The 21321-nt window shown below is 36.6% G+C and carries 19 protein-coding genes; 15 read left to right on the top strand and 4 right to left on the bottom strand.

Annotation, left to right across the window (positions count from 1 at the left end; genetic code table 11):
* Nucleotides 1-114: 114 nt before the first annotated feature.
* The 11 genes from argC (at nt 115) to holA (ending at nt 11632) form a co-directional block, all read left to right on the top strand.
* A complete protein-coding gene (gene argC / locus KE503_RS12575; RefSeq protein ID WP_022375314.1) occupies nt 115-1155 on the top strand; it encodes an N-acetyl-gamma-glutamyl-phosphate reductase in 1041 nt (346 codons plus the stop codon).
* A gap of 26 nt (nt 1156-1181) precedes the next feature.
* Nucleotides 1182-2408 (top strand): bifunctional ornithine acetyltransferase/N-acetylglutamate synthase, encoded by a 1227-nt coding sequence (gene argJ / locus KE503_RS12580; protein ID WP_055196922.1) that lies wholly within the window; start codon nt 1182-1184, stop codon nt 2406-2408.
* 43 nt (nt 2409-2451) lie between these two features.
* Nucleotides 2452-3390 (top strand): acetylglutamate kinase, encoded by a 939-nt coding sequence (gene argB, locus KE503_RS12585; protein ID WP_022375312.1) that lies wholly within the window; start codon nt 2452-2454, stop codon nt 3388-3390.
* Between the two features lies 1 nt (nt 3391).
* Nucleotides 3392-4585: an aspartate aminotransferase family protein gene (locus KE503_RS12590; RefSeq protein WP_212385408.1), complete on the top strand. Its 1194-nt coding sequence runs from the start codon at nt 3392-3394 to the stop codon at nt 4583-4585.
* A gap of 69 nt (nt 4586-4654) precedes the next feature.
* Nucleotides 4655-5089 (top strand): DMT family transporter, encoded by a 435-nt coding sequence (locus KE503_RS12595; protein ID WP_055196929.1) that lies wholly within the window; start codon nt 4655-4657, stop codon nt 5087-5089.
* 173 nt (nt 5090-5262) lie between these two features.
* Nucleotides 5263-5745, top strand: a complete 483-nt coding sequence (locus tag KE503_RS12600; RefSeq protein WP_242852123.1) for a ComEA family DNA-binding protein — start codon at nt 5263-5265, stop codon at nt 5743-5745.
* A gap of 17 nt (nt 5746-5762) precedes the next feature.
* On the top strand, nt 5763-6452 hold the full coding sequence (locus KE503_RS12605; RefSeq protein ID WP_022375308.1) for a response regulator transcription factor: 690 nt from the start codon (nt 5763-5765) through the stop codon (nt 6450-6452).
* Nucleotides 6453-6480: 28 nt separating this feature from the next.
* Nucleotides 6481-7881 carry a sensor histidine kinase gene (locus tag KE503_RS12610; RefSeq protein ID WP_117944763.1) on the top strand — a complete coding sequence of 467 codons (1401 nt, stop codon included), beginning with the start codon at nt 6481-6483 and terminating at the stop codon, nt 7879-7881.
* Nucleotides 7882-7890: 9 nt separating this feature from the next.
* Nucleotides 7891-8403, top strand: a complete 513-nt coding sequence (locus KE503_RS12615) for a GerMN domain-containing protein (protein WP_022375306.1) — start codon at nt 7891-7893, stop codon at nt 8401-8403.
* A gap of 3 nt (nt 8404-8406) precedes the next feature.
* A complete protein-coding gene (locus KE503_RS12620; RefSeq protein ID WP_055196932.1) occupies nt 8407-10596 on the top strand; it encodes a DNA internalization-related competence protein ComEC/Rec2 in 2190 nt (729 codons plus the stop codon).
* A gap of 55 nt (nt 10597-10651) precedes the next feature.
* Complete coding sequence (gene holA, locus KE503_RS12625; RefSeq protein ID WP_212385409.1) at nt 10652-11632, top strand: DNA polymerase III subunit delta; 981 nt, start codon at nt 10652-10654, stop codon at nt 11630-11632.
* A gap of 144 nt (nt 11633-11776) precedes the next feature.
* Here the strand turns inward: holA and rpsT are convergent, their stop codons facing one another.
* Nucleotides 11777-12040 carry a 30S ribosomal protein S20 gene (gene rpsT / locus KE503_RS12630; RefSeq protein ID WP_022375303.1) on the bottom strand — a complete coding sequence of 88 codons (264 nt, stop codon included), beginning with the start codon at nt 12038-12040 and terminating at the stop codon, nt 11777-11779.
* A gap of 196 nt (nt 12041-12236) precedes the next feature.
* On the opposite strand from rpsT, the gene gpr reads away from it, so the two are divergent.
* The 4 genes from gpr to hemW all read left to right on the top strand — a co-directional run bounded on the left by gpr (nt 12237) and on the right by hemW (nt 17215).
* Nucleotides 12237-13082 carry a GPR endopeptidase gene (gene gpr, locus KE503_RS12635; protein ID WP_022375302.1) on the top strand — a complete coding sequence of 282 codons (846 nt, stop codon included), beginning with the start codon at nt 12237-12239 and terminating at the stop codon, nt 13080-13082.
* A 105-nt stretch (nt 13083-13187) separates the two neighbouring features.
* On the top strand, nt 13188-14210 hold the full coding sequence (spoIIP, locus tag KE503_RS12640; protein WP_249183062.1) for a stage II sporulation protein P: 1023 nt from the start codon (nt 13188-13190) through the stop codon (nt 14208-14210).
* Between the two features lie 52 nt (nt 14211-14262).
* A complete protein-coding gene (lepA, locus tag KE503_RS12645; RefSeq protein WP_022375300.1) occupies nt 14263-16074 on the top strand; it encodes a translation elongation factor 4 in 1812 nt (603 codons plus the stop codon).
* Nucleotides 16064-17215, top strand: coding sequence for a radical SAM family heme chaperone HemW (gene hemW, locus KE503_RS12650; RefSeq protein WP_212385411.1), 1152 nt, complete (start codon nt 16064-16066; stop codon nt 17213-17215). Before lepA ends, hemW begins: the two co-directional genes overlap by 11 nt.
* Before the next feature lie 4 nt (nt 17216-17219).
* Here the strand turns inward: hemW and KE503_RS12655 are convergent, their stop codons facing one another.
* The 3 genes from KE503_RS12655 to abc-f all read right to left on the bottom strand — a co-directional run bounded on the left by KE503_RS12655 (nt 17220) and on the right by abc-f (nt 21207).
* Nucleotides 17220-18122, bottom strand: coding sequence for a S8 family peptidase (locus KE503_RS12655; RefSeq protein ID WP_022375299.1), 903 nt, complete (start codon nt 18120-18122; stop codon nt 17220-17222).
* A gap of 109 nt (nt 18123-18231) precedes the next feature.
* Complete coding sequence (locus KE503_RS12660) at nt 18232-19248, bottom strand: glycosyltransferase (RefSeq protein WP_212385412.1); 1017 nt, start codon at nt 19246-19248, stop codon at nt 18232-18234.
* Between the two features lie 57 nt (nt 19249-19305).
* On the bottom strand, nt 19306-21207 hold the full coding sequence (gene abc-f / locus KE503_RS12665; protein ID WP_022375297.1) for a ribosomal protection-like ABC-F family protein: 1902 nt from the start codon (nt 21205-21207) through the stop codon (nt 19306-19308).
* Nucleotides 21208-21321: the final 114 nt, after the last annotated feature.

A 21321-nucleotide genomic window follows, 5' to 3' on the forward strand; every position in this document is an offset into this window, starting at 1 on the left:
AATAATTGCATATTTATACAAAACTATTGCATATTTTAAAATTCGGTTGTATACTTATGAGCAATGATTGAAAAAATAACCTACATTATAAAAGAGAAGGACAAGGAGATTAACATGATCAAAGCAGGAATCATTGGATCCACAGGTTACGCAGGACAGGAACTTGTAAGAATCCTTACACAACATAAAGATGCAGAAGTTGTATGGTATGGATCCAGAAGTTATATAGACCAGAAATATTATGAAGTATTTAGAAATATGTTTCAGATTGTGGATGACAAATGTTTAGACGATAACATGGATGAACTTGCATCCAAAGTAGATGTCATATTTACAGCAACACCACAGGGACTGTGCAGCTCATTAGTGTCAGAAGATATCTTATCAAAAGTTAAGATCATCGACTTAAGTGCAGATTTCCGTATCAAAGATGTCAATCGTTATGAAGAATGGTATGGAATCAAACATCAAAGTCCAGAATTTATCGATGAAGCAGTTTATGGACTTTGTGAGATTAACCGTGAAGATATCAAGAAAGCACGATTGATCGCTAATCCAGGATGCTATCCAACATGCTCTACATTATCTATCTACCCAATGGCGAAGGAAGGACTGATCGAGATGAACAGTGTGATCATCGATGCAAAATCAGGAACATCCGGAGCTGGACGTGGAGCAAAAGTCAACAATTTATATTGTGAAGTCAATGAAAACATCAAAGCATATGGAGTCGCAACACACAGACATACTCCAGAGATTGAAGATCAGTTAAGCTATGCATCTGGAGAAGAAGTGTTATTAAACTTTACACCACATTTAATTCCAATGAATCGTGGAATTTTGGTGACAGCTTATGCAACACTTAAGAAAGATGTAAGCTATGAAGAAGTCAAAGCAATCTATGATTCTTATTATAAAGATGAAAAATTCGTCAGAGTTTTAGATAAAGATGTCTGCCCAGAGACAAGATGGGTAGAAGGAAGTAACTATGTAGATGTCAACTTTAAGATTGATAAACGTACAAACCGCATCATCATGATGGGTGCTATGGATAACCTTGTAAAAGGTGCAGCTGGACAAGCAGTACAGAACATGAATCTTATGTTTGGATTAAAAGAAACTGAAGGATTAGAATTAGTACCAATGTTCCCATAGAACTTTGGTAAGGAAGGACTAGAATTATGAAGATCATCAATGCCGGAGTAACAGCTCCAAAAGGTTTCAAATGTGCAGGACTTCGTGCTGGAGTCAAACCAGGGAAGACAAACAAAGATATGGCAATGATCGTAAGTGAAGTGCCAGCAAAGATCGCAGGAACATTTACAAAGAACATCGTAAAAGCAGCTCCAGTTTTATGGGGAAAGAAGATTGTAGAGGAACAAGAAGCAGTCAGAGCCGTTGTAGTTAATACAGGAATTGCCAATGCATGTACTGGTGCACAGGGATATGAAAATGCTGTAACAGAAGCAAAAGAAGTTGCAGCCTTGTTAGATATCAAACCAGAAGAAGTTGTCGTAGGTTCCACAGGAGTTATTGGACAGCAGCTTCCAATGGATGTTATTAAAGAAGGAATCAAGAAATTAGTTCCTGAATTGAAAGCTGACAGACAGAGTGAAGAAGATGCCTCATGGGCAATCCTTACAACCGATACAAAACCAAAAGAAGCAGCGGTAGAAGTAGAAATTGCTGGAAAGACAGTTACAATTGCAGGTATGTGCAAAGGTTCTGGAATGATTCATCCAAACATGGGAACAATGCTTGGATTTATCACAACAGATGCAGCGATTGATAAAGCTTTATTATTAGAACTTCAGAGAGAACTGATCGAAGATACATTCAATATGGTATCTGTTGATGGAGATACATCTACAAATGACACTGTTTTCGTTTTAGCAAATGGAATGGCAGAGAATAAAGAAATCACAGAAAAAGATGCTGATTATGAAGCATTCAAAGAAGGTTTATTATATGTGAACCAGTCTCTTGCAAAACAGATCGCAGGGGATGGAGAAGGATGTACACGTTTATTTGAAGTTCATGTAGCAGGTGCAGATTCTAAAGAAAATGCGAAAATCTTAAGTAAATCTGTTGTGACATCAAGTCTTACAAAAGCAGCAATTTATGGAAAAGATGCGAACTGGGGAAGAATTCTTTGCGCACTTGGATATGCGGGAGTTGATTTTGATCCAGTGAAGGTTGACATCAGCTTAAAGAGTGCGGATGGTGTGATTGAAATCGTAAAGGATGGAATTGCAACAGATTATTCTGAAGATGAGGCAACAAAAGTATTATCCGCAGATGCAGTGACAGCAGATATCAACGTACATAATGGAGATTTTGAGGCAACTGCATGGGGATGTGACCTGACTCATGATTATGTAACGATCAACGCGGATTACAGATCATAAAATAAAATACAGAAAAGCAAGACAGTTACGAAAGGAAAAATGAATGGAACAGATGGGAAATGAAATCGAAGAATTAATCGAACAGTCAAAACAAAAAGCAAAGGTATTAACAGAAGCATTACCATATATCCGTCGTTTTAATAACAGTTATGTTGTTGTTAAATATGGTGGAAGTGCCATGAAAGATAAGAATCTTCAAAAGAGTGTTATCCGAGATGTTGCTTTATTAAAATTAGTAGGTATGAAACCGATCATCGTACATGGTGGGGGAAAAGAAATCAGTAAATGGGTTCGTATGTCAGGAAAAGAACCTGAATTTTATCATGGACTTCGTGTCACAGATAAAGAGACAATGGAAGTTGCTGAGATGGTATTATTTAAAGTTAATCAGGAACTGGTTGCCATGATGGCAGAAGTTGGAGTGAAAGCAGTAGGTCTTTCTGGAAAAGATGCAGAAATGATCCGCGTTAAGAAAAAAGAGATGCCAGGAAAAGATCTTGGATATGTTGGTGAAGTAACGAGCGTTGATACAACACTTCTTGAAGCACTGATCGAAGATGATTTTGTACCAGTTATTTCTCCAATCGGATTAGGAGATAATTACGAAGCATATAACATTAATGCTGACGATACAGCATGTGCAGTTGCAGAAGCATTAAATGCAGAGAAACTTGTATTTTTAACAGATATCGAAGGTGTTTTTGTAGATCCTGAGGATAAATCAACACTGATTTCTGAGATGAATTTAAAACAGGCAAAAGAATTTATTGACAACGGAGTTGTTGGTGGAGGAATGCTTCCAAAACTTAAAAACTGTATTGAAGCGATCGAAGGTGGAGTTTCCAGAGTTCATATCTTAGATGGACGTTTGACAAACTGTTTGTTACTGGAGTTCTTTACAGAAAAAGGTATCGGAACAGCTATCTTAAAAGAACCATTATTTGATAAACCATTGTTCAGTGAAGATGAGGAAGGATGTTAAGATGAAAACTCAGCAGGAATATATCGACCAGGGAGAACAGTATATCTTAAAGACATACAATCGTTTTCCAGTTGTATTAGAAAAAGGGAAAGGCGTTTATTTATACGATGCTGACCATAAAAAATATTTAGACTTTGGTGCAGGAATTGCCGTATTTGCATTAGGATATGGAAATGAAGCCTACAATCAGGCATTAAAAGATCAGATTGACAAGCTGATCCATACATCAAATTTATATTACAACATTCCAGCAGTAGAAGCTGCAAAGAAGATTGTTGATGCTTCAGGACTTAAAAAAGTATTCTTTACAAATAGTGGAACAGAAGCGATCGAAGGTGCATTAAAAGTTGCAAGAAAGTATGCATATAACAAAGATGATTCCAAAGATTATGAATTTATCGCTATGAATCATTCTTTCCACGGAAGAAGCCAGGGAGCTTTATCTGTTACGGGTAACAGCCATTATCAGGATGGATTCGTGCCAAAAGAATTCCGTGCCGTATTTGCAGAATTTAATAACTTAGAAGATGTTGTATCAAAGATTACAGACAAGACTTGCGGAATCATCTGTGAGGTTGTTCAGGGTGAAGGTGGTATTTTCCCTGCAGATAAGGAATTCTTAGAGGGACTTCGTAAAGTTTGTGATGAAAAAGATATTTTACTGATCTTTGATGAGATCCAGTGTGGAATGGGACGTTGTGGATCCTTATTTGCACATGATCTTTATGGAGTGAAACCAGATGTTTTAACACTTGCAAAGGCACTTGGATGTGGTGTTCCAGTTGGAGCATTTGTTGTAGGAGAAAAGGCTGATGGGGCTTTAGTTCCAGGAGATCATGGAACAACTTATGGAGGAAATCCATTTGCAACAGCAGCGATCAATGCCGTATTTGATCAGTTTGAGAAATTACAGATTCCAGAACATGCAAAAGAAGTGGGAGCATATCTGTGGGATAAATTAGAAGAATTAAAAGATAAATACAGCTGTATTACAGGACATCGAGGAATTGCCTTGATGCAAGGTCTTGAATTTGATGCAGATCATCCAGTTGGAGATATTGTTAAGAAAGCATTAGAGAAAGGACTGATCTTAATTTCAGCAGGAAATAATGTCATTCGTTTCGTGCCACCACTTGTCATTGAAAAAGAACATGTTGATGAGATGCTTTCTATTTTAGAAGATTGTATTGCATAAGATGTATAAAATGAACCTCTGTGGAAAGACTATTTATAAAAAGATAGTTTTTCATGGAGGTTTTTTTATATGTTAGGGTTGATCATTGCGTTAGTTTCGGGTGCACTTATGAGCATTCAGGGAGTGTTTAATACAGAAGTAACAAAACAAAGCAGTACCTGGACAACGAGTACGTTTGTTCAGGCAACAGGATTTCTGGCATGCTTGATCATATGGTTTGTGACAGAAAAAGATCAAAGCTTTACAATGCTTCTAAAAGTAAGTCCTAAATACCTTTTGCTTGGAGGGATGATTGGAGCAGCGATCACATTTACGGTAATTAAAAGTATCGAAAGTCTGGGTCCTGCACAGTCTGCTATGCTGATCGTTGCATCGCAAAGTGTTATTTCTTATCTGATCGAGGTATTTGGATTGTTTGGAGTGGAAAAAACAGGTTTTGCATGGATAAAACTTTTAGGAGTTGTTTTGTTTGTTGCAGGTTTGTTAATATTTAAATGGAAATGATAAATATCTCTTGTAAAGTATTATAATTTTCGCTAAAATAGAAAATAGATTTACATGTTCCAGGCTCTTTGCATAAGACCGGGAGGTTTATGTTGTTTAGAAGAGTCCAAATAATAAACATTTTGCTGGTGGTGATATTTATATTTAGTGGATGTACACGCAGAAGTGATGTAATGATAGCATCAAGGCAGGAGAAGACGACAACGGCCAGGAAATCCTCATCCAAAGATTCTATTTACGTCTATATCTGTGGAGAAGTAAAGCATCCAGGTGTATATAAATTTTCAAAGGACGACCGGATCGTAGCAGCGATCAAGGCATCTGGAGGACTGACATCCAAGGCATCAGCAGAGAGTATTAACCAGGCAGAGAAGATGAAAGATGGGCAGCAGATTACAATCCCATCGAAGAAACAAGTAACAAAGAAGGAAACAACCGATGTGAACGCCACACAATCTTCCTCTGGAAAGATTAATATCAATACTGCAAGTGTCGAGGAATTAAAGACACTTTCTGGAATTGGAGAATCGAAGGCGAATGATATTATTTCTTATCGAGAGGAACATGGCTCTTTTACAAGCCCTGAAGATATCATGAAGATTCAAGGAATCAAAGAGGGAATCTATAATAAGATCAAAGACAAGATAACAATATAATTTATAGAGGTGGAAAAATGAGGAAGGTCTTAGTTGTTGATGATGAAAAACTAATCGTGAAAGGCATTAAATTCAGTTTAGAACAAGACGAGATGCAGGTTGACTGTGCTTACGATGGTGAAGAAGCATTAGAGAAAGCAAAGGAGAATAAGTACGATATCATTCTTCTTGATGTGATGCTTCCTGGTCTGACTGGATTTGAAGTGTGTCAGGCAATTCGTGAATTCTCTAATGTTCCGATCATTATGCTGACGGCTAAGGGAGAAGACATGGATAAGATTCTAGGACTAGAATATGGTGCAGATGATTATATTACCAAGCCGTTTAATATTCTGGAAGTAAAGGCAAGGATCAAGGCTATTTTACGAAGAAGCGCACATCACGATGTGAAAGAAGAGGAATCTGCAAAAGTTGTAGAATCCAGAGGATTAAAGATCGACTGTGAAAGCCGCAGAGTACATATTCACGGCAAAGAAGTGAATCTGACAGCCAAGGAGTTTGATCTGCTTGAACTTTTGGTATTTCATCCTAATAAAGTATATAGCAGAGAGGATCTGTTGAATACCGTATGGGGATACGATTATCCAGGAGATGCGAGAACTGTTGATGTTCATATTCGAAGACTGAGAGAGAAGATCGAAGTGAATCCCGGAGTACCGGACTATGTACATACAAAGTGGGGGGTAGGTTACTATTTTCAAGCGTAAGAGAGATCGATTTGCCTTCTTACATAGTATGCAGTTCTTTATCTTTCTATCAATCTTTTTGCTGACGACATTGATATCTGTTTTTTTTAGTAAGTTTTTGAATGATGGATATCGAGAGAAAATATATGATCAGAAAGTTGATAGTGTAGCTAGTCAGTGTGCATGGCTTGGAGATCAGGTAGTTGGAGTTGATTTTCGTTTAGACGATGGCTCCAACTCTCTTTCTACCCAGACAGATAAATTAGCAGCGAGTATGAATGGTCGGATCATCGTAATCAAAAGTAATTATAAGATCATAAAAGATACACATACAGATTTTCAGTCAAGATTCTTCCTGAATCAGAATATTCTTGATATCATGGAGGGAAACAAAGAAAGAATTGTTACAGAGAATGGAAAATATATTGAAGTTTTGGTTCCAATCACATACAAGACAGGAAATAAAACACAGATTCTTGGTGCAGTAATGGCGACTGTTCCATCAGAAGATATGATGGGTGCAGTCATCGAGATGGAACACAGAAGGAATATGCTTTTGGTTGCTTTCATTATATGCGGATTGTGTGCGGCGATGGCAATCAGTTATTTACTGACAAGAGATTTAAAGAAGATTCAGAAAGACGTTGATTTTATTGCATCTGGGCATGAGGATGAGTCGATTGAAGAGACAGGATTTTTGGAAATGCGTATGATTGTACAGCGCTTTAACGAGATTCTTGGAAGAATGCAGACATTAGAAGAATCCAGACAGGAATTTGTATCGAATGTGTCTCATGAATTAAAAACACCAATGACATCAATGAAAGTTCTTGCAGATTCTCTGATTCAGCAGGGAGATCAGGTTCCAGCAGAACTATACCGTGAATTTATGCAGGATATTGTCGCGGAGATCGATCGAGAGAATGTTATTATTTCTGACCTGTTATCCTTGGTAAAACTAGATAAGAAAGCAGCACAGCTTCAGATCACTACAGTCAGCATTAATGAATTGTTAGAGATTGTTATGAAGAGATTAAAGCCGCTGGCACTTCAACGTAATATTGAATTGATCTTTGAAAGTTTTCGTCCGGTTACTGCGGAGATTGATGAAGTGAAATTATCACTTGGACTCACAAATCTGATCGAGAATGGTATTAAATACAACAAAGATGACGGATGGATCCGTGTTACATTGAATGCTGATCATAAGTATTTCTATGTGAAAGTAGCGGATTCAGGTGTAGGTATTCCAGAGGACTGCCAGGATCAGGTATTTGATCGCTTCTATCGAGTGGATAAAGCAAGATCAAGAGACACTGGAGGTACCGGACTTGGACTTGCGATCACGAAAAGCGTTGTATCTCTTCATAATGGAGAGATTAAGCTGTACAGTAAAGTTGGTGAAGGAACAACATTTACCTTAAGAATTCCGTTAAAATATAAAGGCTAGGAGGAGAAGATGAAGAAAAAATCTGTTATGATGATGTTCTGTCTGATTCTTGTTCTGGCACTTACAGGATGCCGGTCAAAGAAAGAAACGAATGACCAGAGCAATCAAAAAGGAACGGCGATTTATTACACAAACAATGATGTGACAAAACTCATATTAAAAAGAAAAAATATCAGATTAAAAGGCAGTCAGATTCAGAAAGTTCAGACGTTATTAGGAGAACTTCAGAAGACGCCAAAGAGTCAGAACATAAGGTCTGTTATACCAAAGAGAATTGTGATCAACAGTTTTGAGGTGAACAGCAATATTGTTCAGGTTGATTTTTCAATGGGATATAAACGGATTGCAGAGAACAAAGATTTAATCTGTCGTGCGGGGATTGTTTATACATTAACTCAATTGAAAGGAATTAACTATGTATCATTTTCGATTTCAGGAGAACCTATGCTTGATACAGATGGAACAGCATTAGGAGCACTTGGAAGAGACAGTTTTGTGTTTGATGAATTGCCAATGAAATGATTTATGAAAAAAAGACCTATGGTTCTTATATTTACCGGAGTATTATCCGGAATGGCCGTTGTATGGAATATTTTATCCATGGCAACGGCTTTTTATTTACTTGCAGGACTCTGCATTATGGTGTGTATGCTTTGCTTTGATAAGGGATATGGATGGATCATCGCAGGAATGATCTTAGGAATTATATTTGCTGCATCTGCTAAAATCTCGATGAATCTTGATTTTTCACAAGTCAGATATAATGAAACACAGGACATCATAGGAAAGGTAGTTGAAGTATCGCAAACAAAAACCGGAAAGCAGGCATTGCTTCTTAAAAATGATATGCTGGAAGGAAAAATTTTGTTATATACATCAAATGACGAAGAAATAAGTTCAGGCGATGTCGTATCTTTTAGGGGTAGCCTTAAAGTCTTTGATGGAGCAACCAATCCAGGACAGTTTTCCAACAGGCATTATTATTTTAGCAGAGGTATTTATTATCATGCATATTCAAAAGACATACTTATTAAAAAATCTACAGAGTTATGCTTAGATCAAATGATCGCAAGATGCAGAAAATATTTAAAACAACAACTTAGTATGCAGTATGATGAAGGAATTTCAAATTTCCTGAATGCAATGATGCTTGGAGATAAAACAAAGCTTAATGATACTGTAAAAGATGATTTTAAAGAAAGCGGTCTGATTCATTTAATGGCAGTATCTGGACTTCATATTTCGCTGGCAGGAAGAAGCATTTATCGGCTGTTTCGCAGACTTTGTGGCAGCTTTATGATCAGTTCAGTTATTGGAACGATGTCAGCGGTATTTTATTGTGCTTTAACGGGATTTTCAGTATCTTCTTTAAGAGCATTGATCATGCTTTTGATCTATTTTTTATCGCAGATTTTAGGAGAACATTACGATTTATTATCATCGGCTTCTTTTGCTGGTGTGATATTGCTTCTTATACGTCCATACAGGATTTATGATACAGCGTTCCTTTACTCATTTACAGCGGTTTTTGTGATCGGATGTTATCAGAGGATCAAGCCAAGGCTTAAGGGCAAGTTTCAAAAAATAAGAGAATCTTTATTGTTTTGTACAGCGATTCAGATTGGAATGTTTCCAATAATAATTTATTTTCAATATGAAGCACCGCTTCTTTCGTTTTTGGCAAATGTGATAGCTGTACCATTGGCATCGACGGCATTTACGGTGGCGTTTGTTTTGATCTTTCTTCCACATACAATTTTTCACGATATCATTTCGTGGATGATATATGTGATCTTATGGCTTTCCAAACGATCATATGGAATGCTTACAATCGGGCATGTACCATTTTTCTGGGTGATTTTGTTTTATAGTCTGCTTTTGTTGTGTACTTCTAAAAGAAATAAACTTCAATTTAAGATCAGGATTGGTCTTGTTTATACAGGAATTGTGCTTCTTATATTTATACCAAAGTTTCGAAAGAAGACGATCACTTTTCTTGATGTTGGACAGGGAGACTGTTTTATTGCTGATACCAATGCAGGACTGATAATATCAGATGGAGGAAGCAGTAGTGAAGATCAAGTTGGAAAATATAGGATTCTTCCATATATAAAATATCTTGGATATCAAAGGGTCAAAATTGCAGTTATCAGCCACATGGATGTGGATCATTATTCTGGAATTCTTGAACTTCTTAAGATGGGAAGGATTGAATATCTTGGACTTCCTGAAATACAAAAGGATGCAGCAATGGAAAAGATCATAGAAGCGGCAAGACAAAATAATACTAAAGTTTTTTATTTATCGAGAGGAAGAACAATTAAGACGAAAGATGATTATCTTAAAGTTCTCCATCCGGTAAAGAACAGTAAGATGGAAAAGAATGCGGCTTCAATTGTCATGCAAGGGAATGTGCTTGGATACAAATTACTTCTTACAGGGGATGTAGAAAAAGAAGGAGAAGAACAGCTTCTGGGAGAAGGACTTAGCCACGCAGAAATATTAAAAGTAGCACATCATGGTTCTAAGAATTCTACGAGCAGCGAATTTTTGCAAAAGGTATTGCCGGAACAAACGATCATATCCTGTGGACAAAATAACAGATATGGACATCCGCATAAGGAAACAATTCACAGGTTAAAAAGCTGCCATACGAAGATCAAAAGAACAGACACAAATGGAGCTGTCATTTTTCGAGAGAAAAGAGATGGTTGAAAATCAGTTAAAAACAAGGTATACTATCAAAAGCCAGAGAAAGAGATGCAAAAATATGAAGAAAATATTAGAAGATATCAAGACAAATACATATGAACGATTTTATCTGTTTTACGGAGAAGAAAAATATATGATCTCCCAGATGAAGAATCAGTTAAAGAAGGCTTTAGTTTCAGAAGATGATACGATGAATTATTCTTATTTTGAAGGGAAAAAGGCTGATTCAGTGGAGATTGCAGAGCTTGCAAAGACACTGCCATTTTTTAGTGATCATAGATTCATTATCTTGGACGAGACAGGCCTTGGAAAGAAGAGTGATGATTCTTTTATTGAGGCATTAAAAGAAGCTTCTGATACAAGTGTACTTCTTTTTATTGAAGATAGTGTTGATAAACGTTCAAAGATTTATAAGTTCCTTTCGAAGGAAGGACATGTAGTCTGTTTTGAATCAGCAGGAGATAAAGAATTATCCAGATGGTTGATGTCATTACTTAAGAAAGAAGGAAAACAGATGTCATCTTCAACAATGCGAAGTTTCTTATACCGTTGTGGATCTGATATGTATACATTAAAAAATGAACTGGAAAAGCTGATTTCCTATGTTGGAGAAAGAAAAGAGATTACGATTCATGATTTAGAACAATTGACATCGTCTCAGACGACAAATCAGATTTTTGTAATGCTTGAAGCAATTGCAAGAAAACAAAGAGAAAAAGTACTTACATTATATTACGATCTGATCGAATTGAGAGAGTCTCCATTTGGGATTCTTGCGTTGTTGGTAAGACAGTGTAATCAGCTGCTTCAAGTAAAGGATTTAGACAGATTAGGAAAGAATAATGGAATGATCGCCAAGCAGATGAAAGTACCAGTATTTGTGGCAGGAAAATTAAAAGATCAGGCTAAGCTGTTTTCGATGGAAACACTGTGCAATATGCTCGAGTTATGTACGAAGACAGATGAGGCGATTAAAACAGGAAAGATCAGCGACAGGGTTGGAGTGGAACTGTTACTGATTGAGTTCAGCCAGAAATAAAATAAAGGAGTTAAAAATGGGATAGCCAGATAATAAGAGTGGCTATCCTGTTTATTTTCTAAAAATGTAAACAAAAAAGAAGCCTGACGGTGGCTTCTTTTTTGCGGGTTAATTATATTTATATTCGATTCTTAATATTTAAAATTAAGCGATAGCGTTAACAGCTTTAGATAAACGAGAGATCTTTCTGGAAGCTGTATTCTTGTGGAAGATTCCTTTAGAAGTAGCTTTGTTGATCTCAGAAATGCAAGCTGTTAAAGCTTCAGAAGCTGCTGCTTTATCGTTAGCTGCGATAGCTGCTTCTACTTTTTTGATATATGTTTTAACTTTAGTTTTGATTGCTTTATTTCTTTCTGTTTTTGTGTTGATAACTTTGATTCTTTTTTTTGCTGATTTAATATTTGCCAAAGTGGGCACCTCCAATATAATAACTTAAATTTCTTACTTTTCTTGAATCTTGTCTATAGCGAGACACGGTTAGCTATACACAAAACATACTGTTATATCTTATAGAAAATGTCCTCATTTGTCAATAACTTTGGCAAAAAAATGTAATATTTTTTTAAAAACAATCACATACTACACAAAAAAGGAGGAAACATTGATGCAAAATCGTACAGATCTGGCGTTAGAATTGAAGGAAGAAAAAAATATTGGATCTGCGGAGTCTGGAATTATTGTAAAAACAAGGATAGATACAGCAAATCATATTAAAGAAACAAAGATCATAATCAAAAATAAAAAAGGAGAAATTTCTCTTGGAAAACCAAAAGGGAGTTATATTACGATCGAAGCAAAAAATCTGTCTTCAAATGATGGGAGTTTTCATAAAGAAATGAGTGAAGCATTATTTTTAAATCTAAAGGAGATGCTTGGAAAGAGAAAAAAGATACTGATCGCAGGCCTTGGAAATGCTAATGTAACAGCAGATTCATTAGGACCTAAAGTTGTAAATAATCTTTGCATTACAAGGCATTTAGAAAGAGAAGGAATTGGAGAATATCAGTATGAGTTAAGTGCGATCGCGCCGGGAGTTATGGCACAGACAGGAATTGAGACAAGTGAGATTTTGGAATCGCTGGCAGCAAAGATCAGACCAGATGTTTTGATCGCAATTGATGCACTGGCGGCAAGAAGTTCCAGCAGATTAAATAAAACGATTCAGATCAGTGATACTGGGATTTCACCTGGTTCAGGGGTTGGGAACCATAGAAGTGAGATTACGGAACATACGATCGGTGTTCCGGTATTTGCCATTGGAGTGCCAACGGTAATTTCTGTACCAGCGATCATTCATGATCTTTTTGGTAGGAGATCATTGGAAAAAGAATATGAAAATATGGATGAAGAATTTATTTCCATGCATGTAACACCAAAGAATATTGATGAATCAATGAAAAGGATCAGCTATACCATATCAGAAGGCATTAATCATTTATTGCATAATTAAAGAACCCATGAATACAATGAAAGTATGGAGAAAAGAAAGAGATGGATCATACAGATAGGGATTTTTATATTTTTTATAATTTTTAGTAAACAGGTGTCAGGCACAATGATAGCAGAGATGATCGATGGGTATTATCGAAAAGTGATTACTGAATTTTGTCCAGCATTGTCAAAGAAAGAAGAAACATTTTCAGGGATGATCTTGTCTGATATGATCCGTATATATTATCGTGATACTGTACCATTTTTACAATATCGGACAGACTATAAAGATAAAGATGAGCAAGATCTTGTACAGGAGGATTATTACCATTTTCAGGATGATGAGACAACAGATGAAGCTGCTCAGGAGGTAAAAAAGGAAGCAAAAAGATTTCATGCAAAAAAATGGGAAAATCCCAAATATTTAAGAAAATATATTTATCAGATCGACAGTACAACAATGGCATTGAACAGTGAACTGAATGGAAAAGTTTTACTCAACATGGATCTTAAATTAAAAAAGACAAAAAAACCGCAGATCTTGATCTATCATACGCATGGGAGTGAGACATACAGAGGAAGTAAAAGAGGAAAAAAATCAGATACAGTGATCGGTGTAGGGGATATGCTGGTTAAGAAATTAAGAGAGAAAAATATTTCTGTTATACATGACCGTAATATTTATGATAAAAAAAACGGGAAAGAAGAACGATCAAAAGCCTATAATTATGCAGCAAATGCAATAGAGAATCATTTAAAGAAATATCCATCTATAAAAGTGGTGATCGATTTGCACCGTGATGGTGTCAGTGAAAAAACAAAACTTGTTACAATGCAAAAGGGCAGACGGATGGCACAGATCATGTTTTTTAATGGTATGAGCCGTACCATATCCAATGGAAATATTAGATATCTGAAAAATCCTAATAAACAGATGAATTTAGCGTTCAGTCTGCAGCTTCAGGCACAGGCAGCAAAAAAATATCCTGGTTTTACAAGAAAAATTTATATGAAAGGATATCGTTATAATCTGCATTACAGAGGAAGAAGCCTTTTGGTTGAAGTTGGAGCTCAGAACAATACATTGTCAGAAGCGAAAGCATCCATGAGTTTACTTGCTGAATTATTAAGTGATGTGTTATACTAAAATGGAGTATGTAAAAAGTTATATGTACTTGAAATATAATTAGGAGGAACTTATGGCAATAGATCAGAGTAAAATACGAAATTTTTGCATTATCGCACATATAGATCATGGAAAATCAACATTAGCAGACAGAATCATCCAGATGACAGGGACATTAACTGACAGGGAGATGCAGGAACAGGTTCTTGACAATATGGATCTTGAGAGAGAACGTGGAATTACGATCAAATCTCAGGCAGTGCGAATTGTATATAAAGCAGATGATGGAGAAGAATATATCTTTAATCTTATCGACACTCCAGGACATGTCGATTTTAATTACGAAGTTTCAAGAAGTCTTGCAGCCTGTGAAGGAGCAATCCTTGTTGTCGATGCGGCACAGGGAATCGAAGCTCAGACATTAGCAAACGTATATCTTGCGATCGACCATGATCTGGAAGTTATGCCGGTGATCAATAAGATCGACCTTCCAAGTGCAGATCCGGAACGTGTGAAAGCAGAGATTGAAGATGTGATCGGGATTGATGCAGAAGATGCACCACAGATTTCAGCAAAGAGCGGATTAAATGTAGAGCAGGTATTGAAACAGATCGTAGAGAAGATTCCAGCACCACAGGGAGATAAGAATGCACCTCTTCAGGGTCTGATCTTCGATAGTATGTATGATGCATACAAAGGAGTTATCATCTTTACAAGAATTAAAGAAGGTACGATCAAAGTTGGAACAAAGATGAAGATGATGGCAACCGGAGAAAGTGCAGAAGTTGTGGAAGTTGGAACATTTGGGGCTGGAAGATTTAATCCATGTGATGAATTAACTGCTGGAATGGTTGGATATGTCACAGCCAGTCTTAAGAATGTGCAGGGAACAAGAGTCGGTGATACGATCACAGATGCGGATAATCCATGTGCAGAGCCACTTCCTGGATATAAAAAGGTTAATCCGATGGTATATTGTGGATTATATCCAACAGATGGGGCAAAATATCCAGATTTAAGGGATGCATTAGAAAAACTTCAGTTAAATGATGCAGCACTTCAGTTTGAAGCAGAGACATCGGTTGCGTTAGGATTTGGATTCCGTTGTGGATTCCTTGGATTATTACATTTGGAGATCATTCAGGAACGTTTAGAGAGAGAATATAATCTGGATCTTGTAACAACAGCACCAGGGGTTATTTATCGTGTATATAAGACAGATGGAACAATGATCGAATTGACAAATCCATCAAATCTTCCTGATCCATCAGAGATCGATCATATGGAAGAACCAATCGTTACAGCAGAGATCATGGTAACATCAGAATTTGTCGGAGCGATCATGGGCTTATGTCAGGAAAGGCGTGGAGTTTATCTTGGAATGGAATATATGGAAGAGACAAGAGCATTGCTTCGTTATGAACTTCCACTAAATGAGATCATTTACGATTTCTTTGATGCATTAAAATCACGTTCCAGAGGATATGCATCCTTAGATTACGAGATGAAAGGATATCAGACATCAAAACTTGTGAAATTAGATATCCTGATCAATAAAGAAGAAGTTGATGCACTTTCATTTATTGTACATGAAGATACAGCATATGAACGTGGACGCAAGATGTGTTCTAAACTAAAAGAAGAGATTCCAAGACATATGTTTGAAATTCCAATTCAGGCAGCAATCGGAAGTAAAGTCATTGCAAGAGAGACTGTCAAAGCGATGAGAAAAGACGTTCTGGCAAAATGTTATGGTGGAGATATCTCTCGTAAGAGAAAACTGTTAGAGAAACAGAAGAAAGGAAAGAAACGAATGCGTCAGGTAGGAAATGTTGAAATTCCACAGGAAGCATTCATGAGTGTTCTGAAATTAGATGAAGACTAAAAAGATTGAACTTTACATTCATATACCATTTTGCAAAAGCAAATGTCGATACTGTGACTTTTGTTCGTTTCAGGCAGAGAATGCAGTGATCGATGATTATATAACAAAATTAAAAGAAGAATTGATTTTCTGGGGAAAGAAACTTACAAAAGAGGAAGTAGTGACTGTTTTTATCGGAGGTGGTACGCCATCTTATCTGAAAGAACAGTATATCAAAGAAATTTGTAATGTTATCTTTCAGTATTTTAAGGTCAGTGAGAATGCAGAGATCACGATTGAGGCGAATCCCGGAACGGTAGATTTAAAGAAACTTTGTACATACAGAGAAAGCGGGATCAACAGGATCAGTTTTGGATTACAGTCAACGATTCAGGAAGAACTTCAATATCTTGGAAGAATTCATACCTATGAACAGTTTTTACAATGTTACAATTGGGCGAGAGAAGCTGGATTTTGTAATATCAGTGTCGATCTTATGAGTGCGATTCCAAAGCAAACAATTCATTCCTATGAGAAAAACTTAAGAACGATCGCAGAACTTTCACCGGAACATATCTCAGCTTACAGTTTGATCATAGAAGAGGGAACCCCTTTTTATGAAGATGAGAATTTAGAAGATCTTCTGCCGTCGGAAGAAGATGAGGTGCGGATGTATCAGATGACAGCACAGATTCTCAAGGAATATGGATATGAACAGTATGAGATTTCAAATTATGCAAAAAAAGATTTTGAAAGTCGACATAATTTAGGTTACTGGTCACATATTCCATATCTTGGTGTTGGATTGAATGCATCGTCTTATATGGATGAGAGACGCTTTGAGAATCCATCGGATATGAAACAGTATCTAAAGATAACATCATTTGATGAGCTATACAGCCAAACTCGTCCGTTATCCGTTCATGAGCAGATGGAAGAGTTTATGTTTCTTGGGTTAAGGAAGACGAAAGGAATTTCAAAAAATAAATTCGAAGAGCGTTTTGGCTGTTCTATGGATTCTGTTTATGAGAAACCTCTAAAAGAATCCATAGAACAAGGCTTTATCAAAGAACAAGGAGATCAAATCTTGCTGACACAAGAAGGGATTCTTGTCAGTAATCAAGTTTTATGTGAATTTTTGTTTGATGAAGAATCAAGTTAAAATTTTATAAATCCATTAATTTTTTTAAATTAATCCTCCCCCAGCCCTGATGGTGCCTGGGGGTTTTTAATTTGTCACAGTTTTTACGAAGCTTCATTTTTACATCTTTATTTGTATAAAAAGGATACTTTTCGAGTAATAGAGCAAGTGAACCAGAAACAACCGGGGTTGCCATGGAAGTACCACTTTTTAAAGTATAACGGTGATTTGGAGCACAGGAAAAAATATTAGTTCCAGGAGCAACAACGTCTGGTTTCATAACACATGAGGAGGTTGGACCACGACCAGAATATTGAACTTTAAATCCGCGTCTGCCGATCATTGGGGAGGTATCATCACTTGATCCAATGGTAATGATCTTTGGACTATTTCCAGGAATGGAGATACTGTGAGATTTTGGTCCGTGATTTCCACCAGCAATACATACGATCAGGCCGTCATCCCATAATGTGTTAACATGTGTTAATAATTCTATGGAAGCAGGGCTTTCTTCTGAAGCAGAACTTCCAATTGAAATATTGACAATGCGGATGTTATAAGAGTTGTGATGTTTATGAATCCAGTCCAGTCCTTTTAAAAATGCACTTTGAACCCCATTTCCTGATGCATCTAATACTTTTAATGCTATAATATGAGATTTTGGAGCGATGCCAAGATAGTCAGAATCAAAGACCGCAGAAGAAGCAGCAATTCCTGTAATATGAGTTCCGTGTCCGTTATCATCATAACTAAAAGATCGATATTGTACGAAATCTATGAATTCAGCGATACGGCTGGAATATGGAGCAAAATCTTTATGAGGGAAAAGTCCGGTATCAAGATAAGCAATGCCAATGCCTTCTCCTAAAAAACCATGCTGGTGTGCAAGATCAGCATGAATCTGTTTTGAAACAGAAGCTATCATCATTAAAATCCTTTCTGTCTTTATTGTTAGAATACGCAGAACACGTACATATGGAAACAAAAAAGACCCGCAAAAACGAGTCTTTTGAGTGTATAGTTTAAAATATAAAAAATTAGTTAAAACCAATAAATTTGCGGGCTGCTTTATACATACCGATCGTGGCTTTTCTTCCAACATATCCAGGAAGATTGACAGCACAGCTTGTGATATTGTGACGAATCTTGCGATATAATTTTTTATCTTTTCCGTATAAGTATTTCCATAATTCTTTTCTCATCTTTAAATGCTCTTTTGTTCCAGATTTTACTGCGATTACGGAAGAAATACACATGATGATAGAAAGATAATGTCTCATATAGCGTTTTAATGGTTTACTTACAAGATTAAATTGTGCCATATAATCGATCATGATGTAAGTAACTTTAAACTGTTGGTCGATACGTTTGATCATGTTTGCTTCATTGACAGACTGGTCATCACGTCCGATAAAATAGCGGTAGAAGTTTATATCAAGATAATACATCGTTTTTACATATGGCAGTGGTTTAAATACATAAATGTTATCAACGTAAAATGTATGTTCTGGAAGCTCTAACTGGCATTCACGAAGCAGGGCTGTACGATAGATGACAGAATGCATTAGAATATACTGGCTGACAGGGAAACGTCCGACATCATCCCAGCAAAAGATCTTGTCTTTTGGAATTGCGTGACGATAGTGGATCACTGTTTTTTTCTTAGCACCCTGTTTTTCATACACATAATTGGAAAGCAGCATATCAAGAACTGTTCCTTGTTTGTAGAAAGTAGAGAGTGTATCAAGAATTTCGCCATAAGCATATTCATTTACCCAGTCATCGCTGTCGACAACTTTTAAATAAATTCCTTTTGCATTTTTGATTCCTGTATTAACGGCACCACCATGTCCTTTATTTTCCTGATGGATAGCACGGCAGATATCAGGATATTTTTTTTCATATTCATCGGCGATGGCAGCTGTATTGTCAGAAGAACCATCATTGACGATAAGAATTTCAACTTGGTCTCCTCCTGGTAATAATGTATCAATACAGTGTCTCATATATTCCTGAGAGTTGTAACAAGGTACAACAAAGGATATTAATTTCATAAAAACCTCCTGTTTAAAATACGATTAACATTCTTATTATATATGTTTTTTGATCAATTAGCAAAGAGTTTCCCACTCTTCATAAAGTTCTTCCAAAGAAGAAGTGATCTCTGCCTGTTTGTTGCTAAGTTCCATTAGTTTTGCAGGATCAGAAGCATTTTCAGGTAAAGACATGGCTTCGGAAAGTTCTTCTTGCTTTGTTTCAAGGTCGGTGATCATATCTTCGACTTTTTTCAGTCTGTTCTCACGTTTCCTTTGCTTTGCCTGTTCTTCTTTTTGTTGTTTCCAGTCAAGTTTTGCTTCCGTATCAACAGAAACAGCGGAAGTAGAAGCAGCATTTAGAGCAGCCTTTTCTTTCTCTTTCTGTGCGATATAATCTTGATAATTACCAGGATATGAAGTTAATCCGTGGTCAGAAATTTCCAGAATTCTTGTTGCTGTTTTGTTGATGAAATAACGATCATGTGAAACGTACAGAATCGTTCCAGTGTAAGCGTTCATTGCTGATTCAAGGATTTCTTTTGACTGAATATCCAAATGGTTTGTCGGCTCATCAAGAATCAGAAAGTTTGCATGAGAAAGCATTAATTTTGCAAGGGAAACTCGACCTTTTTCGCCACCACTTAAAGAGGAAATCGGACGGAATACATCTTCTCCATAAAATAAAAATGCTGCAAGTGTATTACGGATCTTTGTATTGTTCAGGTCAGGATAGGCATCAGAAATTTCATCAAAGATGGTTTTAGAATCATCTAAGTTATCCTGTGCCTGATCGTAGTAACCGATAGAAACACCTGCACCAAGAGTGATCGTTCCTCCGTTATTGCTGATCTTTTTGCAAATGATCTTTAATAAGGTGGTCTTACCAGTTCCGTTTGGACCGATTAGGGCAACGCGTTCTTCACGAAAGATATCTGCACTGAGACCTTCAAATAGAGGTTTGCTTCCAAATGATTTTGAAACATCTTTTAATGTAAGAACGTCATTTCCACTGACTACTTCTGGCTCAATGCTAAGACGCATGTCTGCATTATATTCAGTTGGTTTTTCTAAAACTTCAATTTTGTTTAAAGCTTTCTCGCGGCTTTCTGCTCGTTTGATCGATTTCTCACGATTAAACTGCTTTAATTTTTTGATAACTTCCTTTTGGTGTTTGATCTCTTGTTGCTGGTTTTTATACTCTTTTAGACGGATTGCTTTGATCTGGTCGCGTTTCTCAATAAATGTAGTATAATTTCCATCAAACAGCATGGAATGCCCTTGGTCGATCTCCATAACTTTATTGACAATTTTGTCAAGAAAATAACGATCATGAGATACAATGATCACGGCACCTTTATAATGAGATAAATAATTTTCAAGCCATCTGATAGAATCGACATCCAGATGGTTTGTCGGCTCATCAAGAAGCAGGATGTCTGGATTCTTAAGAAGAAGTTTACCAAGAGCAACACGAGTTCGCTGCCCTCCAGATAAGGTATTGATCTCTTTTGAAAAATCTTCTTCGGAAAATCCAAGCCCTTTAAGGATTCCTGTGATCTCACTTTTGTAAGCAAATCCATTTAACTGTTCAAATTTATGAGTTGCGTTTGTATACTGGTTCATTTTCTGCTCCAGTGCATCACCGGTCAGATGCTTCATTTCTTGTTCATATGTACGCATCTGTTCATCTAGTTCAATGACTTCCTTCTTAACGGAGAGAAGTTCATCAAAGATCGTATGATGAAATGTATGATCCTGATGTTGGGCAAGATAGCCGATGCTGGCATCCTTTTTTAAAGAAATTTCCCCATCATCACTGGAAATTTCTCCAATCAGTATTTTTAAAAGTGTCGATTTTCCGGCACCGTTATATCCGATGATTGCCAGCCGGTCGTTTTCATTTAAGTGAAATGAGATATTCTGCAAGACAGGTTTTTCAACAAAAGTTTTGCAGATATTCTGGCATGATAATATCATTAAGATACCCCTTTCCAATTTTTTATTGACATTATTTTTCAGAATACCATATTTTTTGAGAAAATGAAATAATTTCATGATAGAAAGATTGACAGTTATTAGACAATCTTATAT

The sequence above is a fragment of the Anaerostipes sp. Marseille-Q3525 genome, from assembly GCF_018223505.1.
In the GTDB taxonomy this organism is placed as follows: Bacteria; Bacillota; Clostridia; order Lachnospirales; family Lachnospiraceae; genus Anaerostipes; species Anaerostipes amylophilus.